Consider the following 23439-nt stretch of genomic DNA (forward strand, 5'->3'; position numbering starts at 1 on the left):
AACACCGCTGTAGCGACAATTGACGCAGCTGGTGTGGTGACTGCCGTATCCGCTGGTACTACTACGATCTCTTATGCTGTAACCGTTGCAGGTTGCACCACTACTGAAACCGCTACGGTAACAGTTAACGCGCTGCCAGTTGTGGCTCCGATCACCGGAACTACGACCCTGTGCGAAGGTGCCTCTACTACGCTTGCCAGTACTACCGCTTCCGGAACGTGGTCATCATCGAACACCGTTGTAGCTACAATTGACGCTGCTGGTGTAGTGACTGCCGTTTCCGCTGGTACAACTACGATCTCTTATGCTGTAACCGTTGCAGGCTGCACTACTACTGAGACCGCTACAGTAACAGTTAACGCCCTGCCGGTTGTGGCTCCGATTACCGGAACTACGACCCTGTGCGAAGGTGCCACCACAACACTGGCTAATACAACCGCTGCTGGTATCTGGTCATCATCGAACACCGCTGTAGCTACGATAGACGCAGCAGGTGTAGTGACTGCCGTATCCGCCGGCACTACTACGATCTCTTATGCAGTAACCGTTACAGGTTGCACCACTACTGAAACCGCTACGGTAACAGTTAACGCGCTGCCAGTTGTGGCTCCGATCACCGGAACTATGACCCTGTGCGAAGGCGCTACCACAACACTGGCTAATGCTACTCCTGGTGGAACCTGGAGTTCTTCCAACACTGCGGTATTTACAATTGATGCTGCTGGTGTGGTAACTGCAGTGTCTGCCGGTACTACATTAGTAACTTATACTGTATCGACCGCAGGCTGTACCACTATTGAGACTGCAATAGTAACAGTTAACGCGCTGCCGGTTGTGGCTCCGATTACCGGAACTATGACCTTGTGCGAAGGTGCCTCTACAACGCTTGCCAGCACAACCGCCTCCGGTACCTGGTCATCATCGAACACCGCAGTAGCTACGATAGACGCAGCAGGTGTAGTGACTGCCGTATCCGCTGGCACTACTACGATCTCTTATGCTGTAACCGTTGCAGGTTGCACCACCACTGAGACCGCTACGGTAACAGTTAACGCCCTGCCGGTTGTGGCTCCGATCACTGGAACTATGACCCTTTGCGAAGGTGCCTCTACTACGCTTGCCAGCACTACCGCCTCCGGTACCTGGTCATCATCGAACACCGCTGTAGCGACAATTGACGCAGCTGGTGTGGTGACTGCCGTATCCGCTGGTACTACTACGATCTCTTATGCTGTAACCGTTGCAGGTTGCACCACTACTGAGACTGCTACGGTAACAGTGAATGCCCTGCCTGTGGTAACCCCGATTACTGGCACTACCACAGTATGTATTGGTTCTTCGACTACACTGGCTAACGCCACTGCTGCCGGAACCTGGTCATCTTCCAACACCGCTGTAGCTACGATTGACGCAGCTGGTGTGGTGACTGCCGTATCCGCTGGTACAACTACGATCTCTTATGCTGTAACCGTTGCAGGTTGCACTACTACTGAGAACGTTACGGTAACAGTGAATGCCCTGCCTGTGGTAACCCCGATTACTGGCACTACTACGGTATGTATTGGTTCTTCGACTACACTGGCTAACGCAACTGCTGCCGGAACCTGGTCATCATCGAACACTGCTGTAGCTACGATAGACGCAGCTGGTGTGGTGACTGCCGTATCTGCTGGTACAACTACGATCTCTTATGCTGTAACCGTTGCAGGTTGCACCACTACTGAGACTGCTACGGTAACAGTGAATGCCCTGCCTGTGGTAACCCCGATTACTGGCACTACCACAGTATGTATTGGTTCTTCGACTACACTGGCTAACGCCACTGCTGCCGGAACCTGGTCATCTTCCAACACCGCTGTAGCTACGATTGACGCAGCTGGTGTGGTGACTGCCGTATCCGCTGGTACAACTACGATCTCTTATGCTGTAACCGTTGCAGGTTGCACTACTACTGAGAACGTTACGGTAACAGTGAATGCCCTGCCTGTGGTAACCCCGATTACTGGCACTACTACGGTATGTATTGGTTCTTCGACTACACTGGCTAACGCAACTGCTGCCGGAACCTGGTCATCATCGAACACTGCTGTAGCTACGATAGACGCAGCTGGTGTGGTAACAGGTGTAACTGCTGGTACTACTGCCATTACTTATACTGTCACCAACGCAGCAGGCTGCATGGCAACTCAAACCGCTACCGTAACCGTGAGCGCCCTGCCTGTAGTAGCTCCAATCACCGGTACTACCACTGTATGTATCGGTTCAACAACGGCGCTGGCTAATGCAACCGCTGGTGGAACCTGGTCATCTTCCAACACAACGGTAGCATCGATAAACGCTGCGGGTGTGGTAACGGGTGTGACTGCTGGTACTGCTACCATTATTTATACCGTAACGAATGCAGCAGGCTGCGTAGCAACTCAAACCGCTACCGTAACTGTGAGCGCTCTGCCTGTAGTAGCTCCAATCACCGGTACTACCACTGTATGTATCGGTTCAACAACGGCGCTGGCTAATGCAACCGCTGGTGGAACCTGGTCATCTTCCAACACAACTGTAGCATCGATAAACGCTGCGGGTGTGGTAACGGGTGTAACTGCTGGTACTACTACCATTACTTATACCGTAACGAATGCAGCAGGCTGCGTAGCAACTCAAACCGCTACCGTAACTGTGAGCGCGCTACCTGTGGTAACCCCGATTACCGGAACTACCACTGTATGTATCGGTTCTACTACTGCACTGGCTAATACCACCACCGGTGGAACCTGGGCCACCAACAACCCTGCAGTAGCATCCGTGAGCGCAGGAGGTGTGGTAACCGGACTGTCTGCAGGAACTGCCACTATCACTTATGAAGTGAACAACGGCGGAGGATGCATTGCCCGTCAGACGATAGCAATTACCGTAAACGATTGTACGCCTCCCGTACCGCCGGTAGCTGTCGATGATCAGGCGGCTACATACGTGGGACAATCAATTGTAATACCTGTAGCTGGTAACGACCGTCAGGATAATGGCGCCATCAACACCGCCTCCATCACCATCACCACACTGCCCGCCAATGGCACTGTGACCGTGATGCCCGATGGTACCGTAAGGTATACTCCTGCAGAAGGGTTCTCCGGTACCGACAGGTTTAACTATACCATCCGGAATACGGCAAACGTAGTATCTAACATCGCTGCAGTTACTATCCGGGTAGATGAACAGCCGCTAGCTGTCAATGATACCCTGTCTGTAAGAACCGGCGACCGCGTAACGATCCCTGTACTGGTGAACGACCGTGGCGCCCTCAATCCGGCAACCATTATTGTTACACAGCAACCTGCAAGAGGTACGGTTACGATCAATGCCGACGGTACTATTACATTTAACCCGCTGCCCGGATTCAAGGGTGGGGAAGAATTCAGGTACCGTGTGCGGGATGTAAACGGAACGCTGTCTAATGAAGCGGTGGTAAGGCTGTACGCGGGCGAAGAAGACTTCTTCATCCCCAACGCTATCACACCGAATGGCGATGGTATCAACGACCGCTTCGTGATCCCTGACCTGCACAAGTTTAGCGGATCCTCGCTCACCATCTTTAACCGTTGGGGTAACGAAGTGTACCACAAAGCACCTTACGATAACCGTTGGGATGGTACAGGCCTCAGTGGCGGAACATATTACTATATCCTGAAAGTGAACCTGCCGCAGGGTCCTAAAGTGATCAAAGGCTGGATTCAATTACTTAAATAACCGATTCGTGAACGACCAAAAAAACGATGCTCATGCGCAATAAAATATCCCTGCTGCTGCTCTTCTTTGCCGGAGCCGTACTCCCGGCTGCCGCCCAGCAGGAAGTGCAATTCAGCCAGTATGTTTTCAACGGACTGGCCGTAAACCCGGCCTATGCAGGCTACCGCGGCGATGGCTATCTGAACGCCACGTTCAGGAAGCAATGGGTCGATTTCCCCGGAGCACCCACCACAGGGATCATTTCCTTCGACGGGCTGCCCGCCTGGGCCGACAAGGAGAAGGTGGGACTGGGCATCCAGGCGCTGTGGGATAAGTCTGGGCCGCAGGAGTATATGTCAGTTTCCGGTGCATATGCCTACCGGATTCCGCTGAACGAATCGGGTTCCCGCAGGCTTAACTTGGGCCTGGCTGTCAGCGTGGCGCAATATGCCGTTACAGGTAATGCGCTTCAGCTTACAGACCCTAATGATCCTTATGCACCTACAGGTAAGATCAGCACTTTCAAGCCCGATGGCAGCTTTGGTATCTACTACTATACACCATCGTTTTATGCAGGTGCATCAGTATTGCAGCTCTTCTCTCAAACACTGGATAACTCAGTTCATGTGGCAGGGCACGACAGGGAGTATATGGTCATCAAAAGAACCCGCCACGTATACTTCACGACCGGGGGGATGATTAATATCGACGAGCATCTGAAGCTGAAACCTTCTATCATGATAAAAGAAGATTTCCATGGCCCTACCAACTTCGACCTGAACCTGTTTGCACTTGTGTCAGACAAAATATGGATCGGAGGATCGTACCGTTCTTCCGTTCCGTTGCTGAACAAGCCGGATCTGCAATCTGGCTTAAAGCGTGCAAACGCGGCCAGTGTGATGGTGGAGTACTTTGCGGGCGACAGGATGCGGATCGGTTATTCCTATGATTTTGCCCTGAGTGGCATTGCCAGTCATCAGACCGGATCGCATGAGATCTCTATCGGTATTCTCTTCCCCAGGAAACAAAATGGCGAACGGGTAGTTAGCCCGAGGTATTTCTAATTTAACCGCTTGAATCCAATGAACATAAGCTTGATCCGGCAGTTATCCGGTTATATCATCCTCGGTGCGGGCCTGGCAGTTTTCCCGCAATTGGCGGCTGCTCAGGAGCAGCGCCCTGTAAAAGATCTGGCGGAAGTACATTACCTCCGGCTGGAATACAGGAAGGCGGCTATTTACCTCGAAGAGGCTTCCGGTAAAAAGAACTTCAAAACTGCTCAGCTGCGCATGCTGGCAGACTGCTACCGGCAACTCAATGAATACAAGAAAGCCGTGGAGTGCTACAGGAAGGTCACCGAAAGTAAAGATGCACAGCCGGCAGATTTCCTGCATTATGGCGATGCGGTGAAGAGTACAGGTGATTATGCCGCAGCAAAGGCTATCTATAACAGCTATGCAGAGAAAGGCGGTGCGGAAGCACAGGTGCGCATGGCGGGTTGCGATTCTGCTACCCGGTGGATGAACGAAGGGATAGTGGAAGTGAGGAACATGTCTGACCTGAACTCAATGGCATCCGACTGGGGCGCTACCTGGGATGGGGACGGATGTTTCGTATTTACTTCCGACAGTCTTCGCGAAACCATGCTGCATACCCGGCAGAAGTCTTCCCTGAAAGAATACCGCCGTACAGGCAACGCTTATCAGAAGCTATATTATGTGGATACCGTAAACAGTGCCAATGGTGCTACCATGGTATTTGGTTACGATCCATCCCTTAACAGGTTTAAACATCATGCCGGTCCGGTTGCTTTCTCGCCTGATGGCACAGCGGCATTTATCACGGTCAATGATCCAGGGAAGCCATTGCTGCAGCGTGAAGGCAGCAGCGGGAAGTACCGTACAAGAAGATTGGAATTGTTCGTGAGCGCGAGGGGGCAAAACGGCTGGCAAGCGCCCGTTCCCTTCGCTTACAACAATCCGCAGTATTCTGTTGGCCATGCTGCCGTGTCGGCAGACGGACAGCAACTTTATTTCACCAGTGATATGCCTGGAGGTGCCGGTAAAACGGATATCTGGTTCTGTCAGAAACAGGCCGATGGCAGTTGGGGAGCACCGCAGAACTGCGGCACTTCAGTGAACACTGCTGAAGAAGAAGCATTCCCGACAATAAACGAAACGGGTAAATTATACTTCGCCAGCAAAGGGCATCCCGGCATGGGAGGTTTTGACCTTTTTACTGCAGAAGGGCAGGGGGCACAATGGCAAACACCCGTGAACCTGAAAGTGGGATATAATTCTCCCGGCGATGATTTTTACCTGCGCAGGGGGCCTTCCGGAATGGAAGTATTCGCTTCCAACAGAACCGGAGGGAAAGGAGACGACGATCTTTACCGTACACTGGGTGTTAACACCACCACCGGAGCTACAGCCCCGGGAAGAAAGATATTCATACTTGAAGCAACGGTTCTCGGACAGGGATCGATGAAACCAGCTGCCGGGGCTTTGGTGGCGCTTACCGACGAAAACCGGGAAGCTCACTGGACGCTGACTACTTCGGATGATGGTAAAGTGTACATGGTGATCCTGGACGGACACCGGTATGCCGTAGCGGCGTCCGGCCCCGGTCACAGCTGGTCTAAAGGGGCACGGTTCACCGGTGGTAGTGAAGATACGGTGCGGGTATCTCTGGAACTGATGTCGTCCGTTCCACGTTTGGGTGAGATCCGCCAGCTGACCAGTATCCTGTATGACCGGGATGATTACCAGCTCCGCCCTGAAAATCTTCCCGTTCTGGATTCCCTTGCAGCGCTCATGGAGGAATACCCGGGTATGGAGGTAGAGCTGGCTGCGCATACAGACAGCCGGCATACCGATGCTTACAATATCATTCTGTCTGAACGCCGTGCCGCTTCGGCTGCCAATTACCTGGTGTCGAAAGGCATCAGCCGCAGCCGTATTCAAACGGCAGGCTACGGTGAAGCGCGCCTGCTGAACAAGTGTGCCGATGGGGTTGAATGTACCGAAGCAGAACATCAGGCCAACCGCAGAACAGAAGTACGTGTCTTGAAACGATAAGCGATTTTGGGTTTAATTATCCAGGACGACGAATACACCACACCAACACACGCCGGAACGTAAGTTCCGGCGTGCTCATTTAAGGGATATTCTGAACGCGGAATAATTGCTAACATTGCGTATGCAATCTCATCAGGTAAATCCCCAATTACTGGAGAAATGGCTGAAAGGCTGGTCGCTGTCGCGCGGACTGCCACTGCCCGAAAAGTATGGATCGGGATTTAAAGTGTCGGTAGACTGGCCGGAGCAAAAAGCACGGTATGTGTTTCCGGAGTTGACCGGTGAATTTTCCCGGTTGATGAAAGATATAACAGAGCCCTGGGTGTTTGGCAAAGTATGCGCCGCGCCTTCTGAAGTGCAAAAGATACTATGCGATGGATGGGAAATCCAGGAACCTGGTTTTCTCATGACCTGCTTGCGCCGAATGGCAGGTGAAAGAGTGACCTTGCCGGTAGGATATAGGGTGAGCAGAGAAGTGTCGGGGCCGGTTACTATAGTGAGGATCCTTGCCGGAGATACGGATCTGGCCGCAATAGGGCGGGTGGTGATGGTAGACGACCTGGCGGTGTACGACAGGATAACTACGGAGCCGCCCCACCGGCGCAAGGGCCTGGCAACACTCATCCTGCAACTACTGGAAGAAACGGCGTTATTGCAGGGTATTACCCTTGGAGTACTCGTGGCTACGGAGCAGGGGAAGGCGTTGTATGAAACGCTGGGCTGGGAATTGATATCTCCATATACCTCGGTTGTGATCCCGGTAAAATAGTTATAGGCAGGAATGCTGTTTGTGACCCTATAATTTAAATGGTTTCTTCATCATACCGGAATCCCACGTTTATATTTTCAAAACAACCACTCCCTGCTGACATAAGGCTGTCATTTCCCTGAAATACCTTTACATCATTCCATTAAACATTTACATTCGATGAACAACCCGGCAAACATGTCTAAAACCGAAATAAAGACTTTTACCCCCGAAAGCCGCAGCGACTGGCGGGAGTGGCTGAAGAAGCATCACCGCACCGAGCAATCTGTTTGGCTCCTTATGTACAAAAAAGAAGCGAATAAGCCCACTATGGTGTGGAGCGATGCGGTGGATGAAGCCTTATGCTTCGGATGGATAGACAGTACCCGGAAATCAGTCGGGGATAATGCATTTATACAATTCTTTACCCGGAGGAAACCGGATAGCAACTGGTCCAAAATCAATAAGGAGAAGGTGGACCGGTTAATAAAAGAAGGGCTGATGAGGAAAGCCGGACTGGACTGTATAGAGATCGCTAAACAGAATGGTTCATGGACACGGCTGGATACCGTGGAGGAAGGTATTATTCCCAAAGACCTGGAGAAGGCTTTTAAATTGCATCCGGGGTCGAAAGCATACTTTACCGGGCTGAGCAAGTCTGTAAGGAAAATGATCCTGCATTGGGTGGAAATGGCCCGCCGTCCGGAAACGCGGCAGAAGCGGGTAGATGAAATTGCTGCATTGGCGGCAGAAGGAAAGAAGCCTAAGCATATTTAATGAACACTTAATATCGCGGGCTGAAAATTGCCTGTAAGTTTGTTCCGGTAAAAAAGCGGACATACTTATGGGTTTCCCGATAACGGAACAATCTGATCAGGTTTTGCTGGAAGCGTGCAGGAATGGAAATTCCCGGGCGTTCGACGTGCTGTTTGACCGTTATTCCGGTAAACTGTATCACTACGGCCTTAAGTATATAGAGGATGAGCACCAGGCAGAAGAAGCCATGCTCGATGTGATGCTGTGGCTCTGGCAGAAGTGTGGCCAGCTCCCGGCCGATGTGCAGCTGGCATCGTATCTTTTCCGGGCCATGAAGAACGCAGTGGTTCGTATTGTAACCCGTCAGCGGAGGCAAACCGTGCCTCTCGCTTTACTGGGCGACAGTGAGCCGGCCGGGGCCTTTAATGCCGACAGCCGCATCCGCCAGCGCCAGCTGGAAACGGCTTACCTCAATGAACTGGCGCAGCTTAGCGGCCAGCGGCAAACCGCCTTCCGCCTTAGCCGTCAGGATGAGTTAACCCACCTGGAAATAGCCCGCAAAATGAATTTGTCTCCTTTTACTGTTAAGAATCATATCAAAGCGTCCCTCTCTCATTTCCGCGACCAGCTGAAGGATTATGCCGATATCAGTACGGTCATTGTTATCTGTATATTAAATGCATGATTTTTTTCCTTTTCGGTTAGCCCTACCTTCCATCATCTGTACTATATAGGCATGCAGCGCATAATACTGCAGTTTGGAACATGACGAATCCTGTCAACAGCCGCTTAATACATCGCTACCTCGATTATCAATGCACGCCTGAAGAGCAGGCCATTGTAGAAGCATACTTATTGCTGCCTGAAGGCCGCGATCTGCTGGATGCAGTGCTCGATGAACGCCTGCAGGCGGATATGGAAGAAAACTCCCGTGCAGAGGTGCCTTCCGGAAAAAAGGACCGCTGGTTTCGCCAGATTCGTGAAAGGATGGGTGTTGATGAAGAAGGCACTGCGAAACTAAGACCTATGCGCAGATGGATGAAAGCAGCGATATGGGCTGCCGTAATCGGTGGTGCGGGATGGCTTGGTTCTCAATTATTGAAAACCAGTGGTAGTTCATCTCAGGTTGTCATGGCATCGAAGCAAACTGCAAACGGAAGCCGTGCTGTGGTACGGTTAACTGATGGTTCCGTTATCCACCTTGGAGCGGGCAGCAGACTGCGTTACCCTGAAGAATTTACAGGAGCCTCACGCGAAGTATTCCTCGAGGGGGAAGCATTCTTTGAAATCACTGAGAACAGGGAACAGCCCTTTATGGTGTATACGGGAGAAGTACGGACTACCGTATTGGGTACCTCGTTTAAAGTAAGCGCCTTCAATGGCCTGACCGCATCGGTAGCAGTGGCTACAGGTAAAGTAAGGGTGGATCATGTGAAAGACGGAAGGCAGCAGGAGCTGGCGGTATTAACCCCCGGGGAAGAACTGAACTGGGAACAGGTTTCAGGTAAACGGGCCGTGGCTGCAGTAAAAGCCGCTGATGTGGAAGCCTGGAAAGGCGGCAGGCTCGTGTTTCATAATAAACCGATATCTGATATTGCAACGGAACTGGAACGCTGGTATGGTGTAAAGATCAGTTTCAGAAAGCCCGGTATTGCACATCAGAAGATAACCGTAACCCTTTCAGGGGCCGCTCCGCTGGAGCAAACACTGCAGCTGCTGGCCGCCGGTGGAGGGTTTAGATATACCGTAAAGCCCGGACAGGTCGATATTCAATAACAATTAAAAACGCTGCATGAAGTAGAACGCTACACAAAAGAAAATGCTCCCGCCCGCGTTTGCACCGCATGCAGGAGCACCTGTAGATAATTTCAATCACCAGTTGAGTTTTGGAAGACATAACGGTGACGAAATTAAATGGGCATTCTCATGCCCGGTAGTTAACAGATTGCCCCTTTCAGGGCTTAACCAGTAACATTCAAAAGTATGAAAAAAGGATTAAAGAATGATCCTTTGGGAAAAGTCATGCATGCTGTGACAGACGGATACGCATATGAATGTAACGCATCCGGAAGCTCAGCAGCGATGCTCCCATCCGGACGATTACTTCAAATACATTTCCTGATGAAATGCTCGTTTATCTTTTTAGTGCTTCAGCTTACATTCGTGACCCTTCTTTTAGGGGGGCATGTTAAAAGCCAGGACCTTTCCACGAAGCTGGATCTGCACCTGAACAAAGCGGGTGTGCGAGAAAGTCTCCTGCATATCGAGAAAGAAAGCGGTGTACGTTTTCTGCTGCCCGAAGAACTGCTGGAACATGCCGGCAAACCGGTAACGCTGTATGAAAAGAACATCACGGTAAAAGATGCGCTGACCCATATATTCTCCGGCACCGATCTCACTTACCGTTTACTCAATGGTTATGTGGTGATCGTGCGTAAACCGGTTCCTGTTCCCATTACCGGCCGTGTGCTCGATGGTAAAACCAAAGATCCCATGCCCGGTGTTTCCATCCGCGTGAAAGGAACCTCCGCAGGCGCTACTACGGATGCATCCGGTAATTTCTCACTCATGGTACCGGAAGAAGGTGCAACGCTGGTGTTCAGTTTGATGGGATATGAGCCGAAGGAAGTGAAGGTGAGTAAATCTACCGGTAGCATTACCGTAATGCTCACTGTATCCAGCCGGCAGCTGGGTGAAGTAACCGTTAATGCCCGCCGTAAAACCAATACTGAGATCACTGTTTTGCAGGAGCGCAAGAATGCCGCCATCGTACAGGATGCTATCTCTGCACAGCAAATCGAGCGGACAGCCTCCATCACCACCACACAAGCCCTGCAAAGGGTGAGCGGTGTAACGGTGACAGACGATAAGTATGTGGCCATCCGCGGCCTGGGCGACCGCTCCGTGATAGGTCAGCTCAATGGTGTACGCCTGGCATCTTCCGACCCTGACCGCAGCACCATCCCCCTCGATCTGGTACCTGCCAGTCTGCTCGATAATATCACCATCTATAAAACTGTTACGCCCGATAAACCTGCAGATGCTGCCGCAGGTATCGTGGAACTGAAAACTAAATCCGTACCTGATAAAGCAACGCTGGAGATCATCGCGCAAACCGGTTTCAATTCCAATATTGGGCCGGGAGGGAAGATGAACAGTTTTTATAAAAGCGAACTGGGCTTCTTCGGTACGAATGTGAACCAGAAGAACCTTACCGGCGAGTTTCTTGATCTTTCCAGGCAATATCCCGGCGGACTTGGCCAGATTCAGCAGCTGATGGCCAACAGTAACAATGATCCGGCCATGCTGAAAGAAGCGAATCGCATCAACCGCATCATGCATTCCTTTGATCCGGTGATGACCACCCGTTATAAACTGGCCCCCCTCAATCAGCTGTATTCCGCTACCTATGGCAACAGCTTTAAAGTGTTTAAGAACAAACAGCTGGGTGTGGTGGCTGGTGCCAATTACTACCGCCGTACTACTGATGTGTATGGTGGCGAGCTTACCCAATACAGCATTTATCAGGGTGTGATCACGGGGAATCCGCAGGTGTATAGTCCGCGTAACATCCCTAACTATATTACGCCTAACAGTCTTTTTATGGGTAAATACCAGACCTATAAAGAGAATACCGGCACCGAAACGCTGAACTACGGAGCATTGGCGGGCCTTACATTCCGTTTCAATCCCCGCCATGAGATCAGTATGCAATACCTCGGCAGCTGGGGCAGTGAAGCGCAGGCCGTAAACATGTACGGGCAGTATCAGTATACAGGTTTGCCAGGTGATGTAAACAGCACTATTTATTCCCTGAAGCAAACCCGCCGCAGCCTGAATACTTTTAACCTGCAGGGTGAACATAAGTTCCTGGCTTCGGCATATTCGCCAAGGCTGAGCTATAACATGGCTTCGTCATCTTCCAGCCAGAACGATCCTGATTTCCGGTTTGTGACATTGACAGACTACAGGCCCCGGGATGGCGCATTCTACTGGCGGCCTGCGGTAGCTGCCGGCAGCGGACAGGGCAGTTATGTGTATACAGATCATCTGTATGCGCTGAATTCCGGCTATGTAAACGGTTATGGTACTTATGGCATCATTCAGGCGGAACCTAATGGCCGCCGCTGGCGTAACCTCGAAGAAACGAACTGGAACTATAAAGCCGATCTTACCCTGCCTTTCCCGCTTTTCGGGCAGAAGCAGGAATTCAAGACCGGGTTCAACTACCTGAACCGCGACCGTACTTTCCGGGAAAATATGTTCTTCCTCCCGGGTTCCAACTTCGCACCCAACGGCGCAGTTACATTGTACGATGTGGCCGGGAACCTCGACAGGCTTGTTAGTCCGGAAGTAATCGGTATCCGTCCGGTAACGGGTGGTTCCGGAGAAGGCGCGAATGCCGTGGGCGGATACCTATATAACAGCCAGAAATCACCTAATAACTACAAAGGCTTTTTCGAGACGAATGCATTTTACGGTATGCTCGACCTGCGGGTACTGAGTAACCTCCGCCTGGCGGGTGGCGTGCGTTTTGAAAGAACGAATATACAGTCGTCCGTAGATACTTCTGATGTATACCTCGATCCCTCACTGACGAAGAAGAACAGCGACGGGCAATCCATTCCCGTTGTACTTATTGACCCCAATTCGGTTTACAGGACTTCTTATAAGCCATACTATGCTTTGAATATGACTTACACGTGGAAGGAGAATATGAACTTCAGGATGGCGTATAATACAACTCTTGCAAGGCCGGAACTGCGTGAGCTTACCAACGTATTCGAGTTCGATGCATTTCAGATGGGCTTGGTAGTCGGCAACCCGAAACTGGTGAACCAGCATACCGAAAACCTCGACTTCCGCTGGGAATGGTTTCCTAATGCCGGAGAAGTGATCTCCGTTTCCCTTTTCGGAAAACGGATCAATAACCAGCTGGTGAAGGTGTTCAGCCTGAAAACCGAGGGACTGGCCGCGAAGTATCCTGAGTATCCCACCATTCAGTTCCAGAACGATCCAAATACCGGAACGGTATGGGGAGTAGAGCTGGAGCTGGTGAAAGATCTGGGTAAACTTACCCCAGCATTCAAAAACTTTTTTATCGGCACCAACCTGCTGCTGGCGCAAAGCAATATCAAAAAGACACAGGCACGCTATAATGCCAACAAATCGCTTGACAGGCATACGCCGGAAAACAGCCCGCTTTTTGAACAGGCGCCTTACAGTCTCAATGGATGGCTGAACTATAAGAGCAGCAAAACAGGAACCGATCTCACGGCCACATTTAACATGGTGGGAGAGCGGCTGGTGCAGATCAACCTCACAGGTGAGCCGGATCTGTATACGCGTCCTGTTCCCGTGCTGGATCTTGTGTTTTCCCAGCAGCTGGGCAAGCGCCTTTTGTTCAAAGGGTACACGAAAAACATCCTGAACCCTGCCGTTCAGACGGTATATGCTAACCCCGGAACCGGAGGATTGTGGTATGGCAACCGGTACATAAACCGCAGCTTTAAACGCGGATCGGAAATTATGCTTGGGTTTACCTACAAGCTGTTATAAAACATTCATCGAAAAAAAGAGATTGCATGAAATACGGAATTTATGCGGTGTGCTGCGGAATGGTATTGAGTTTCTTTTCCTGTAAGAAAGAGAAGGAGAATTACCGGTACGATAACCGGCCGGTACAGGATGTGCAGGGTAACTCACTCCTGCGGCTGATCAACCTCACCGGGCACAGCCAGGTGATTGCGGAAGGGGATACGCTTACCAACTACACGATATTCCGGCCCGGCGCACCCGGTGTAATACCCATGTACCCCTCCACGAAGTTCTTCCCCGACAAAGGGCAGCTGGGGCAGATGTGGAGTATTCCCCGCCAGATATTGAAAAATGGCAGAGCCAGCCTCATGACTGAAGCCATTATGTGGCAAAGCAGCTGGCGCGATACCATTGCGCTGGATGTGCGGGAAGATGGTACCGGTGCCAAAGACTATCTGCTGCTGCAGAGCGGGAACGTGACGATGGGTAACCTGCCCCGGTTAATGGAGATCCCCCGCAGCGTAACGGCCCCTTCTAAGGCAGGATATATCAAAATCAGGCTGGTGAATATGGCGCAGATACTTCGTTCGCAGAGCGATCCGGTAGACCAGCTATCCGTTCCGCTTACGCTGGCCTATGCTGATGGCACTCCCGTAAGCATAGCCACTACTAATGTGGCAGTGGGTAAGGCATCTGATTATATAGAATTGCCATATGGTACCTACCAGTTTAAAGTGCTGACGCCTGACGGGATTCAGGTATCTGCCAGCGGAGGCAGCACACTGGAAAATACGGATATCATAGACCCCGAAACTTCCACCCTTGTGAAAGGAGCTCCGGGCCGGCCACATACTGTATCCACACACCTCACCTACGCACCCGTGCGCACATATCAGCCAGGAGGGATTTATACTATCATGACTGGTGTGAGCAGTTTTACATTTCCCTACTATAACGGAGTGTCCGGAGAAACTTACAGCGGGTATCAGAATGCTTTCCGGGTATTGGCAGATGTTGCTGAGCCGGCTAACGTGAATTATGCCCGTATTCAGGCTGTAAATGCCCTTTCCGGTGAAAGTACTGTGGCGGTGAAGATTGATAACGATCCTGCTGTACAGGTGCCTTATGGTAAGCAAAGCGATTATTCGATCCGCATCCGCGGTGCAGCTCATATCACGGCTGTGGACAATAAAGGTGCGGTAATAGCGGAAATGGATGCCCAGCTGCAGCCGAATATGAACTATACTGCCTGGATTTACCGCAGGGCAGATGGTAAGGCTGGTATCACGCTGGTAAGCAATAACCTCAGCGGTGGCTGGTATACGGGCGGTAATGGAGCCGATGGCAGTATGGACCGCTACGAACAGAAATACCCTTTCCATGTGAGGTTCCTCAACTTCTGTAAGGATCTTCCTTATGTGACTTTCACCGGAAAGAACGGGCAGCCTCTCAATAATGAATCGTCCACCAATCTGCAGCCGGGTATTGCACCTGTTTCCCTTCCCTATGTTCGTTTTAGCCAGTCGTTTGAAGCCTGGAACATCATGGCGTACCGCTCTCGGCCATCCGTGCTGCCCGGCAGCTGGATCACTGAGATACCTGTGGTGAAAAGCACAGATTTTATCGCCCGGAAGGAATTATATGTGAGAGGCCCGCTGCCTGTACATGAGCCGGGCATATTTACCGTGGCGCTCATTGGTCAGTTGAACAATGCAGTGCCTGAAGGAGAAAAAGCCAGAATGATCATCGTTAAACATACGAAGTAATGAAAATGAAGCTGACAACATTATGCCTGTGGAGCATCCTGCTGGCCGGCCTCTCGGCCTGCAGCAAGGTGGAATACACACAGCTGGAGAACCCGTCTTATCTGCGTGTGTTCAATAACCTGAACCTCAAAATAGGACTGGAGAATAAGGATGAAGAAAGACCATTTCTCACCATGCTGATCGATCCCGTGCTCGATAATAACGGGGTGCCGGTAAGCGCCGCCGTAAAAGGCGATTTTCTGGATCAGCGTGCACCTTACGCGCCGCCATACCCTTCACATGTAGGTTCCGGTAATAGCGTGAATAACCCCGAATATCCGGGCCGCGAAAACGTACTGGTTGGCCCTGTGCTGAATGGCTTCGATCTCAGCAGCTGGGCGCAGGTGCCCTCGGGCCACCACCGTGTTATGTTCATGTACCGGCCTGCCAACGCCATTCCCTTCTTCGAACTGGAACCGCAGCTGCGCAAAAAGATTGCGGTGGATACCGTTGTGGAACTCGGTGCGCGGGAAGTTTATACTATGCATGTATTGCAGAAAGACTTTGCTACCCGTAAAACCGGAGTGGTGATACGCACGGAGATATTCCATAAACTGCCGCTTTCGGATTCGCTGGTATATATGAACTTCTACAACTACAGCTCAGATGGTTTCTGGCAGGCCGATAATTCGCTGAAGCAGGATCAGTTCGAGTCTGGTATGCTGCGATATGGTATTCGTGATCATATGAACATCTGGCTGTCGCTCTGCAAGCCAGGCGGCTTTACCACATTGCCCGGCTACAAGTTCATCCAGTTAGGATCTGTGACAAGGGATGCCGGATCGGGAAAAGTAGCGCCGTATTACAGTTTTCCGCTGTATGCTGATCCCACTTCTAACCATATCAGCACGGATATCTGGCAACGCTTCTCCATTCTGGCACCTTCCATCGATCCGGAACGGAATCCCTATGGGGATGTTGCGGCTGATACAGACGGACAGTATGCCATTATTTCCTGTATAGGGAACGGCAGCAGAACCAACTTTGAGCAGCAGGCGCTGCACCTGCCGGGAATGATCGTTAACATCCATTCCGGACAGTATAATCCCCGGTCGTTCTCAACAGTGAACACGATCGAAATAGTGAACGGTAATGCTTATCTCACCACCATTCAGCGCAAATATCCGCCTCCGGTGTATTGATCTTTCTAAATAAACTGATATGTTACCTAACATAAAAACTTATTGCCTGCTGCTGATAGCCGCCTTGTTTTCTGCCTGCAGCCACGACGAGCTGGAGCAGGTCAATACTGTACAAAATTACAGGCCGGCGGCAGATTTCATTAAAAATAACTACGATCTCACCCTCACATATGCGGCGTTGCAAAGGGCAGGGCTTACCGAAACCCTCAACGGCAAGGGCCCTTTCACTGTGCTGGCTCCCGGCAATACCGCATGGAACAGGATGGGCATTATGAAGCCGGAAGATTTTGGGCACATGAATGCCGACAGTCTTCGCAATATGCTCAACTTTCACATTCTCGGACGCCGCCTTGTAGTGAGCGATATCCCCGTGAATGGTGTGGACATACGGTATGCATCCCTGTATGAAGGTCGTGAACTCTATACCACGCTGGCAAGTCACTATATAAATTCTCCCGACTTTCCGCAGAACCAGCTGTTTTTTAATGGCGCTTTCTGCTCTAAGAAAGAAGTAGTGTTGTCTAACGGCACACTCTATCTGCTCGATAAAGTCATCAAATACAAACCGGGTACCGTTCAGGACTGGCTGCTGTCGAAGGATGAATACAGCATTTTCGTAGCCGGACTGAAGAAATTCGGCTTATGGGAACAGTTCTCAGGCCCCGGGCCTTTCACTGTTTTTGCGCCTGATAACCATGCTATGGCTGCTGCCGGCATGGATATGAATACCCTCAATACTATGACGGCTGATAATTACATCGGAGCCCGTTTGTTCGGCGTGTATGTATTTGCCAAACGCCATTATTTCATTACGGACTTTTGCGCTTTCAATATCATTTACGGAACGGGCGGCTTCACCCAAAACATCGATGGAGATACTTTCATCCGGAGTGTAATGGGGGATAAGAACCTGTATCTGGGAACAGACGCCACGTACACGCTGTCGGTGACAGATCCTGCTAATCCTTGGGCAGGACCTATCCGTTCTGCAACCGGTAATGTGGAAAGCAGGAGCGATTACCAGGCTGATAACGGGCTGGTGCATCACCTGCCGGGTTATTTGATCACACCTGAAGAAGCCAGGAAAAAATGAGGAATATGAGCACAACTAAAACTACATACAGAACCTGCAGGTGGCTGGCAGCAGGCTTGCTGCTGCTGGCCGCAGCCTGCAGGAAAGAGGAATTCCAGCAGCCTCCGCATGGCTCGCCGGTACCGGTTGCCGATACTGCACATCATAATGTACGCGGCCTGCTGGCATTATCGTCACACAAACTATTTGAAGCTGCATGGAAGCGCAGTCATATGGATCAGGTACTGTCTGCCCAGGCTGCCTCTGTGCGCTTTACCATCCTGGCTCCGGATGATGCAGCCATGGCAGCTGCCGGGTTTAATGCTGCAGGTATTGCGGCAGCAACGCCCGAACAGCTGGATACCCTGTTACAATTCCATGTTATTACGGAGCAGCTGGATACGTTAGCATTGCGCCTGCAGCTTCGGAGCCTGCACAAGAAAACTCTGCTGACACATCCCGTATTGATGGAACATCTGAATCCGGTAGGGTCTGCAGTAACTAATCCGTATCCATATACCTATAAACACTATGTTGGTACAGATGCAGCAGGGATCCTGATTGTGGATGGTAAGCATACCGGTCACAGCAGGCCCATGTTCGCCAAAAATGGCGTGATATGGCCGCTGAATCGTGTGCTGGAAATGCCACGGATGAGTGTGATGGAGTACCTGGAGAGTGATCCGCGCTTCAGTATGTTCGTGGCTATTACCCATTGGTGTGATAATGTATGGTCAGAGATTAGCATGGATTACTTCCAGCGGAAGATCTTCAAAAACCTGAAGCCCGACCTGACTAATGTTGTTGTTCAGGATGCATTTTTTGCCCCTACCAACGATGCATTTAAAGCAGCAGGTATCGAATCTGTAGATGATCTGATTGCGCTTAATATGCGTTCGATGCCATATATAGATTGGGATTGGTTTGAGGTGCGCAATGGCTTTGTGACCGATTCGTTGTTGTCGTATCATGCTCTAGGGCGGATTTATGAGCCATTAGGGACGTGGGGGGCCGGTGCTCCGGTACCTGCCGTCTTTTATTCCAATGATCTGAATCCCGGTCTTTCCTCGTTCACACTCAACGTAAGCGATGGGTCCGTGAAGCCTTTTTACCTGCCGCTGGTTTTCGGCACTGCAGGAGGGCGGGTTACCGTGGCTCCGCTGGCAGGTGGACAAACAGCCACTGTAACAGAAGCAGATATCAATACATTCCAGGGGCCCGTGCATGTGGTGGACCGCATCATGGTACCGGCCAACCTGCGCCTTAAATGATTCACCCAACAAGTAATTACCGATGCAATCCTTTCATATGAAAGCAATACTCGCGGGCTGCCTGGCATTTCTGGCCATGGTATCCTCCGGTTGCGATAAAGATAAAGACGATGCGCGGCTGCAGGATAATAACAGGATCCCGCAGGTGCTGACAGATAACTTCAACCTCACTGTTATGAACACAGTGGTGTTGCGTACGCACATGAGAAATGAGTTGAAGCTGTCCGGTCCCTATACCGTTTTCGCCCCTTCCGATCAGGCGTTTCAGAACGCCGGATTTGCCAATGGCGGTGCTATACTAGGCAGCAGTCAGGCTTACATCGATGGTCTGGCCAACTATCATGTAGTACCCGGCCGGTACGAGCTGAATAAAATGCCGTTCCTTTTCAATCAGGAGATTAAAAGCTTCAGTGGTAAGCTGTTTGTTACGCGCTGGGTGAAGAATAATGATACGGTGCTGACGGTGAACGGAAGCCGCCTGTTGTCGTCGGGCATTGCCGCCAGTAACGGGTATGTACAGGTGGTAGATCGTGTACTGGAGCCTTACCGTCATGAGCGTATTTCTGACGCAGTGGCCGGCGAAGCATCGCTTACCCTTTTTCAGCATGCCCTTCGCACAGCCGGGATGGCTGCCATGCTGGATGGTGCCGGTCCCTTTACTATCTACGCCCCCTCTAACAGCGCCATGCAGGCCTATGGATTTGCTTCCATTGAAGCAGTGGATGCCACTGATCCGGAAACGCTCCGTGCCATACTGCGCTATCATATCGCGGCAGACAGGAGGTTTGTGAACGACTATATCCTCAGTGCGGGCACAGCCACATCCACTACTCAGGGGATGATCAATAACAACTCCGTAAAAGTGACCCTGATCCCTGATCCGCAGCAGCCCGGCAACTTTACGGGCATTACCCTGAAGGGAACGGGTAATACCGCCGAGGTAAAGCTGAGCCGCCGTGATATCATTGCGGGTAATGGCGTATTACACATTACTGATCAGGTATTGCGGATCAATCAATAATAAAAAGTTTATTCCATGCAGAATTTCTTAATCAGACATATCTGGGCCTGCCTGTTATTCCTGTTGCCGGTTGCAGCAGTGGCGCAGGAGACGGGCGGCGCCCTTACCGGTAAGGTGCAGGACGCAAAGGGAGGCCCCATGCCGGGCGTAACCATCATCGCCATACACGAACCTTCCGGTACGAAATATCCCGTTATTTCTGACGAAGGCGGGCGATACCGGCTCAATGGCATGCGCATCGGCGGCCCTTATAAAGTAACCGCCACCATGATGGGCATGACGGCTCATGAGCATTTGAATATCGTTATCAAACTGGGAGAACCTCAACTGTTACATTTCACCCTCACCGAAGAGAGCCGTAAGCTCGGGGAAGTAGTAGTGAAGGGGGCAAAAGCCGGTGCCAGAGCAAATACCTTTGGCGCAGGGCAGCACATCAGCCGCACTCAGCTGAACAATATGCCCGCAGTTTCGCGCAGTATTCAGGACATTACCAGGCTGGTGCCACAGGGTAGTAAAGACAATAGTTTCGCCGGTACCAACTTCCGCTATAATAACGTAACCATAGATGGTGCCATCAATAATGATGCTATCGGGTTCAGTCCTTCCAATGGCGGGCAGAGCGGTACCTCAGGCCAGCCGGGCAGCAGCACGCGCACCAATCCCGTTTCACTGGACGCAATTGAAGATATGCAGGTCTACCTTGCCCCATACGACGTTAAAATCGGCAACTTTACCGGTGGTAGTGTGAATGCAGTTACCAGAAGCGGTACCAATAAGTTCTCCGGCTCCGTTTATGGATTCGGAAGAAATGCGGCTATTACCGGGAAAGACCGGAAAGGTACGCTGGGGAAGATGAACAGCGATTTTCAGGACTATCAGGCAGGCGCAAGGCTCGGTTTCCCCATTGTCAGAAACAAACTCTTCTTCTTTACGAACGGGGAGATAACAAGGAGAACGGACCCTGCTCAGCTGGTAGCAGGCAAAGAAGAAACTGCGGGTATCCTCAGCGCCAAAGATGCAGAAGAAATCCGCAATGCCACCATCAGCCGTTACGGCAATATCTTCGATCCAGGTACGGCTGGCTTTTATAATTCCTCTTCTAAATCGGTTAAGTTCTTCAACCGCATCGACTGGAACATCAACGACAGGCACCAGCTTTCGCTGCGTAATAATACCATCTGGTCAAGCGCCATTACGCTGGACCGTGATCAGCAGGATTTTCGTTTTTCTTCCATGGCATTTGAGCAGACAAATAATCAGAGCAGTACCGTGGCGGAGCTGAAAAGCCGGTTCAGCAACAGGCTCACCAACAGCTTCGTTGCCGGATTCAGCACAGTGCATGATTACCGCGATCCCCTCAGCGATCCTTCGTTGCCACAGGTGCAGATAATGGGCAGAACACCGGGCACAACCATCTACCTCGGTACCGACCGTGAGGCTTCCATCTTCAATATGAAACAGCGTACGGTAGAAATCACCAACAACCTGAGCTGGAGCCGCGGCAAGCATAATTTCCTCTTCGGTACGCACAATGAATTATATCATATCGATTATGGATTTGTGAACAGCTGGAATGGCAGGGTCGATTATCTGAGCATCGAAGATTATCTCAGCAACCAGCCTTATCGTGTGCGGGGCAGTTACAATTACACCAACAATACGCGAGATTATATACTGGCCAATCCCGGTGCGGTGTTCAACATCAACCTGTACAGCCTGTATGTGCAGGATGAGATTCAGGTGAATGATAAACTGAAGCTGATGCCGGGCCTGCGGGCTGATTATACGCATCTTCCCGATAAGCCCGCCCTGAGCGATAAGGTGCGCGATGCCGTGGCGGATCCTTATTTTGGTAATACCTTCGAATATACACAGCTCAGCCGGATTAAGAATAACTACTTCAGTAAAGTGAAGCTTTCCCCTCGCTTTGGTTTCCGGTACGACTGGCTGGGCAATCAGCAACTTATACTGCGTGGTGGTGCAGGTCTCTTCACCGGCCGTATTCCTTTCGCCTGGCTGGCATACGCATATTACAATAACGGCATCGGCTACGGGTCTTTCGATCAGCGAGCAGACCAGAAGCCATTTGCCGCCGGGTCGGATGCAATCCGTCCGGGACGGGAGGGTATAGCCGGTTTCGTGAACGAAAATGGTATTGTGACCAATAATCCTTATGCAGGTAAAACGCAGGTAGATCTGGTGGATAACGAATTCAGCATGCCGCAGGTATTACGTGCCAGTCTGGCGGCAGATTACACCACAAGTTCTCAGTGGAAGCTAACCCTCGAAGGACTGGTAACAAAAAGCCTGAAAGATGTGGCTTTCCAGCAGGTGAATATTACGGATAACCCGCGCTGGTATGCCTATGATCATAACCGCCGCCAACCGGTATACAGCGGTACTGTAGACCCTGCTTTCTCTAACGCTTACCTGCTGAGTAATACAAACCGTGGTTTCCGTTACAGCATTACAGGCAGCATTCAGCGCACATTCACCAACGGGCTGTTTGTGTCAGGAGCATACACTTACGGGCAGAGCAAGGACTTGTATAACGGTATCCGTAATTCGATGGAAAGTAACTGGCAGCTGAACCAGGCACTGAATCCAAACGATCCCTCCCTGGCCTGGTCCAACTTCGATATCAGGCACCGTATTGTGGTGAACGCCAGTTACCGGAAAGCCTGGAACAAAGTAATGGTAAGTACCCTCAGTATGTTCTTCAGCGCACAGTCGGGCAGTCCGTTTACTTATGGTATCATGAACAACAGTGTGCAGGGGCTTCCGCAACAGGTAAGCCTGGCATATATTCCCAGAAGGGATGAAGCTGCAGGGTTCTTTAGTGACAGAACAGTAAATGGGGTAGTGGTAACTGCTGCCGAACAGGCTGTAGCTTTTAATGCCTACATTGATGGTAATGCTTACCTCAATAGCAGGAGAGGAGATTTTACGGAACGTAATATGGGCCGTACCCCCTGGAACCTGCAGGCCGATCTGCATTTTGCCCAGGAGTTCCATTTCCGCGGGCTGCAGTCCAACTTCATCACGTTTACGGCGGATATCATGAACATGACCAATTTGCTGAACCGTAACTGGGGTATTCAGTATTTCTCGCCCAATACCTTCAACAGCACGCCGAGCGTGGGGCTTACACCCACATTGTTCCCGCCGGAGCAGGGGAAAGACGGATATCCTGTATATACTTTCACCACACCGGGACTGCCGTATTCTATCGATTACCTGGCCTCGCGCTACCAGATTCAGCTGGGCCTGCGGTATACTTTTTAACTAA

At 51.1% G+C, this 23439-nt stretch carries 14 protein-coding genes; all 14 read left to right on the forward strand.

What is annotated here, in order from left to right:
* Positions 1-3741, forward strand: a 3741-nt coding sequence (locus DEV76_RS18290) for an Ig-like domain-containing protein (protein ID WP_109699384.1), incomplete at its 5' end; no start/stop codon positions are given.
* 32 nt (positions 3742-3773) lie between these two features.
* A complete protein-coding gene (locus tag DEV76_RS18295) occupies positions 3774-4784 on the forward strand; it encodes a PorP/SprF family type IX secretion system membrane protein (protein WP_157962977.1) in 1011 nt (336 codons plus the stop codon).
* 18 nt (positions 4785-4802) lie between these two features.
* Positions 4803-6797 carry an OmpA family protein gene (locus DEV76_RS18300; RefSeq protein WP_109699386.1) on the forward strand — a complete coding sequence of 665 codons (1995 nt, stop codon included), beginning with the start codon at positions 4803-4805 and terminating at the stop codon, positions 6795-6797.
* A gap of 121 nt (positions 6798-6918) precedes the next feature.
* Entirely contained in the window at positions 6919-7566 is a 648-nt protein-coding gene (locus DEV76_RS18305; RefSeq protein WP_109699387.1) for a GNAT family N-acetyltransferase, read from the forward strand.
* A gap of 177 nt (positions 7567-7743) precedes the next feature.
* Complete coding sequence (locus tag DEV76_RS18310) at positions 7744-8322, forward strand: YdeI/OmpD-associated family protein (protein WP_109699644.1); 579 nt, start codon at positions 7744-7746, stop codon at positions 8320-8322.
* Between the two features lie 67 nt (positions 8323-8389).
* Positions 8390-8986 (forward strand): RNA polymerase sigma factor, encoded by a 597-nt coding sequence (locus DEV76_RS18315; protein ID WP_109699388.1) that lies wholly within the window; start codon positions 8390-8392, stop codon positions 8984-8986.
* Between the two features lie 80 nt (positions 8987-9066).
* Positions 9067-10077, forward strand: coding sequence for a FecR domain-containing protein (locus DEV76_RS18320; protein WP_109699389.1), 1011 nt, complete (start codon positions 9067-9069; stop codon positions 10075-10077).
* 345 nt (positions 10078-10422) lie between these two features.
* Entirely contained in the window at positions 10423-13860 is a 3438-nt protein-coding gene (locus DEV76_RS18325) for a TonB-dependent receptor (RefSeq protein ID WP_109699390.1), read from the forward strand.
* 26 nt (positions 13861-13886) lie between these two features.
* A complete protein-coding gene (locus DEV76_RS18330; RefSeq protein WP_157962978.1) occupies positions 13887-15605 on the forward strand; it encodes a DUF4397 domain-containing protein in 1719 nt (572 codons plus the stop codon).
* Positions 15605-16786 carry a hypothetical protein gene (locus DEV76_RS18335; RefSeq protein ID WP_109699392.1) on the forward strand — a complete coding sequence of 394 codons (1182 nt, stop codon included), beginning with the start codon at positions 15605-15607 and terminating at the stop codon, positions 16784-16786. Before DEV76_RS18330 ends, DEV76_RS18335 begins: the two co-directional genes overlap by 1 nt.
* A gap of 19 nt (positions 16787-16805) precedes the next feature.
* On the forward strand, positions 16806-17879 hold the full coding sequence (locus DEV76_RS18340) for a fasciclin domain-containing protein (RefSeq protein WP_109699393.1): 1074 nt from the start codon (positions 16806-16808) through the stop codon (positions 17877-17879).
* A 5-nt stretch (positions 17880-17884) separates the two neighbouring features.
* Positions 17885-19129, forward strand: a complete 1245-nt coding sequence (locus DEV76_RS18345; RefSeq protein WP_157962979.1) for a fasciclin domain-containing protein — start codon at positions 17885-17887, stop codon at positions 19127-19129.
* 37 nt (positions 19130-19166) lie between these two features.
* Entirely contained in the window at positions 19167-20150 is a 984-nt protein-coding gene (locus DEV76_RS18350; RefSeq protein ID WP_109699395.1) for a fasciclin domain-containing protein, read from the forward strand.
* A gap of 15 nt (positions 20151-20165) precedes the next feature.
* Positions 20166-23435 carry a TonB-dependent receptor gene (locus DEV76_RS18355; protein ID WP_109699396.1) on the forward strand — a complete coding sequence of 1090 codons (3270 nt, stop codon included), beginning with the start codon at positions 20166-20168 and terminating at the stop codon, positions 23433-23435.
* The last annotated feature ends 4 nt before the right edge of the window (positions 23436-23439 follow it).

The sequence above is a fragment of the Chitinophaga deserti genome, from assembly GCF_003149455.1.
Classification (GTDB): Bacteria; Bacteroidota; Bacteroidia; order Chitinophagales; family Chitinophagaceae; genus Chitinophaga; species Chitinophaga deserti.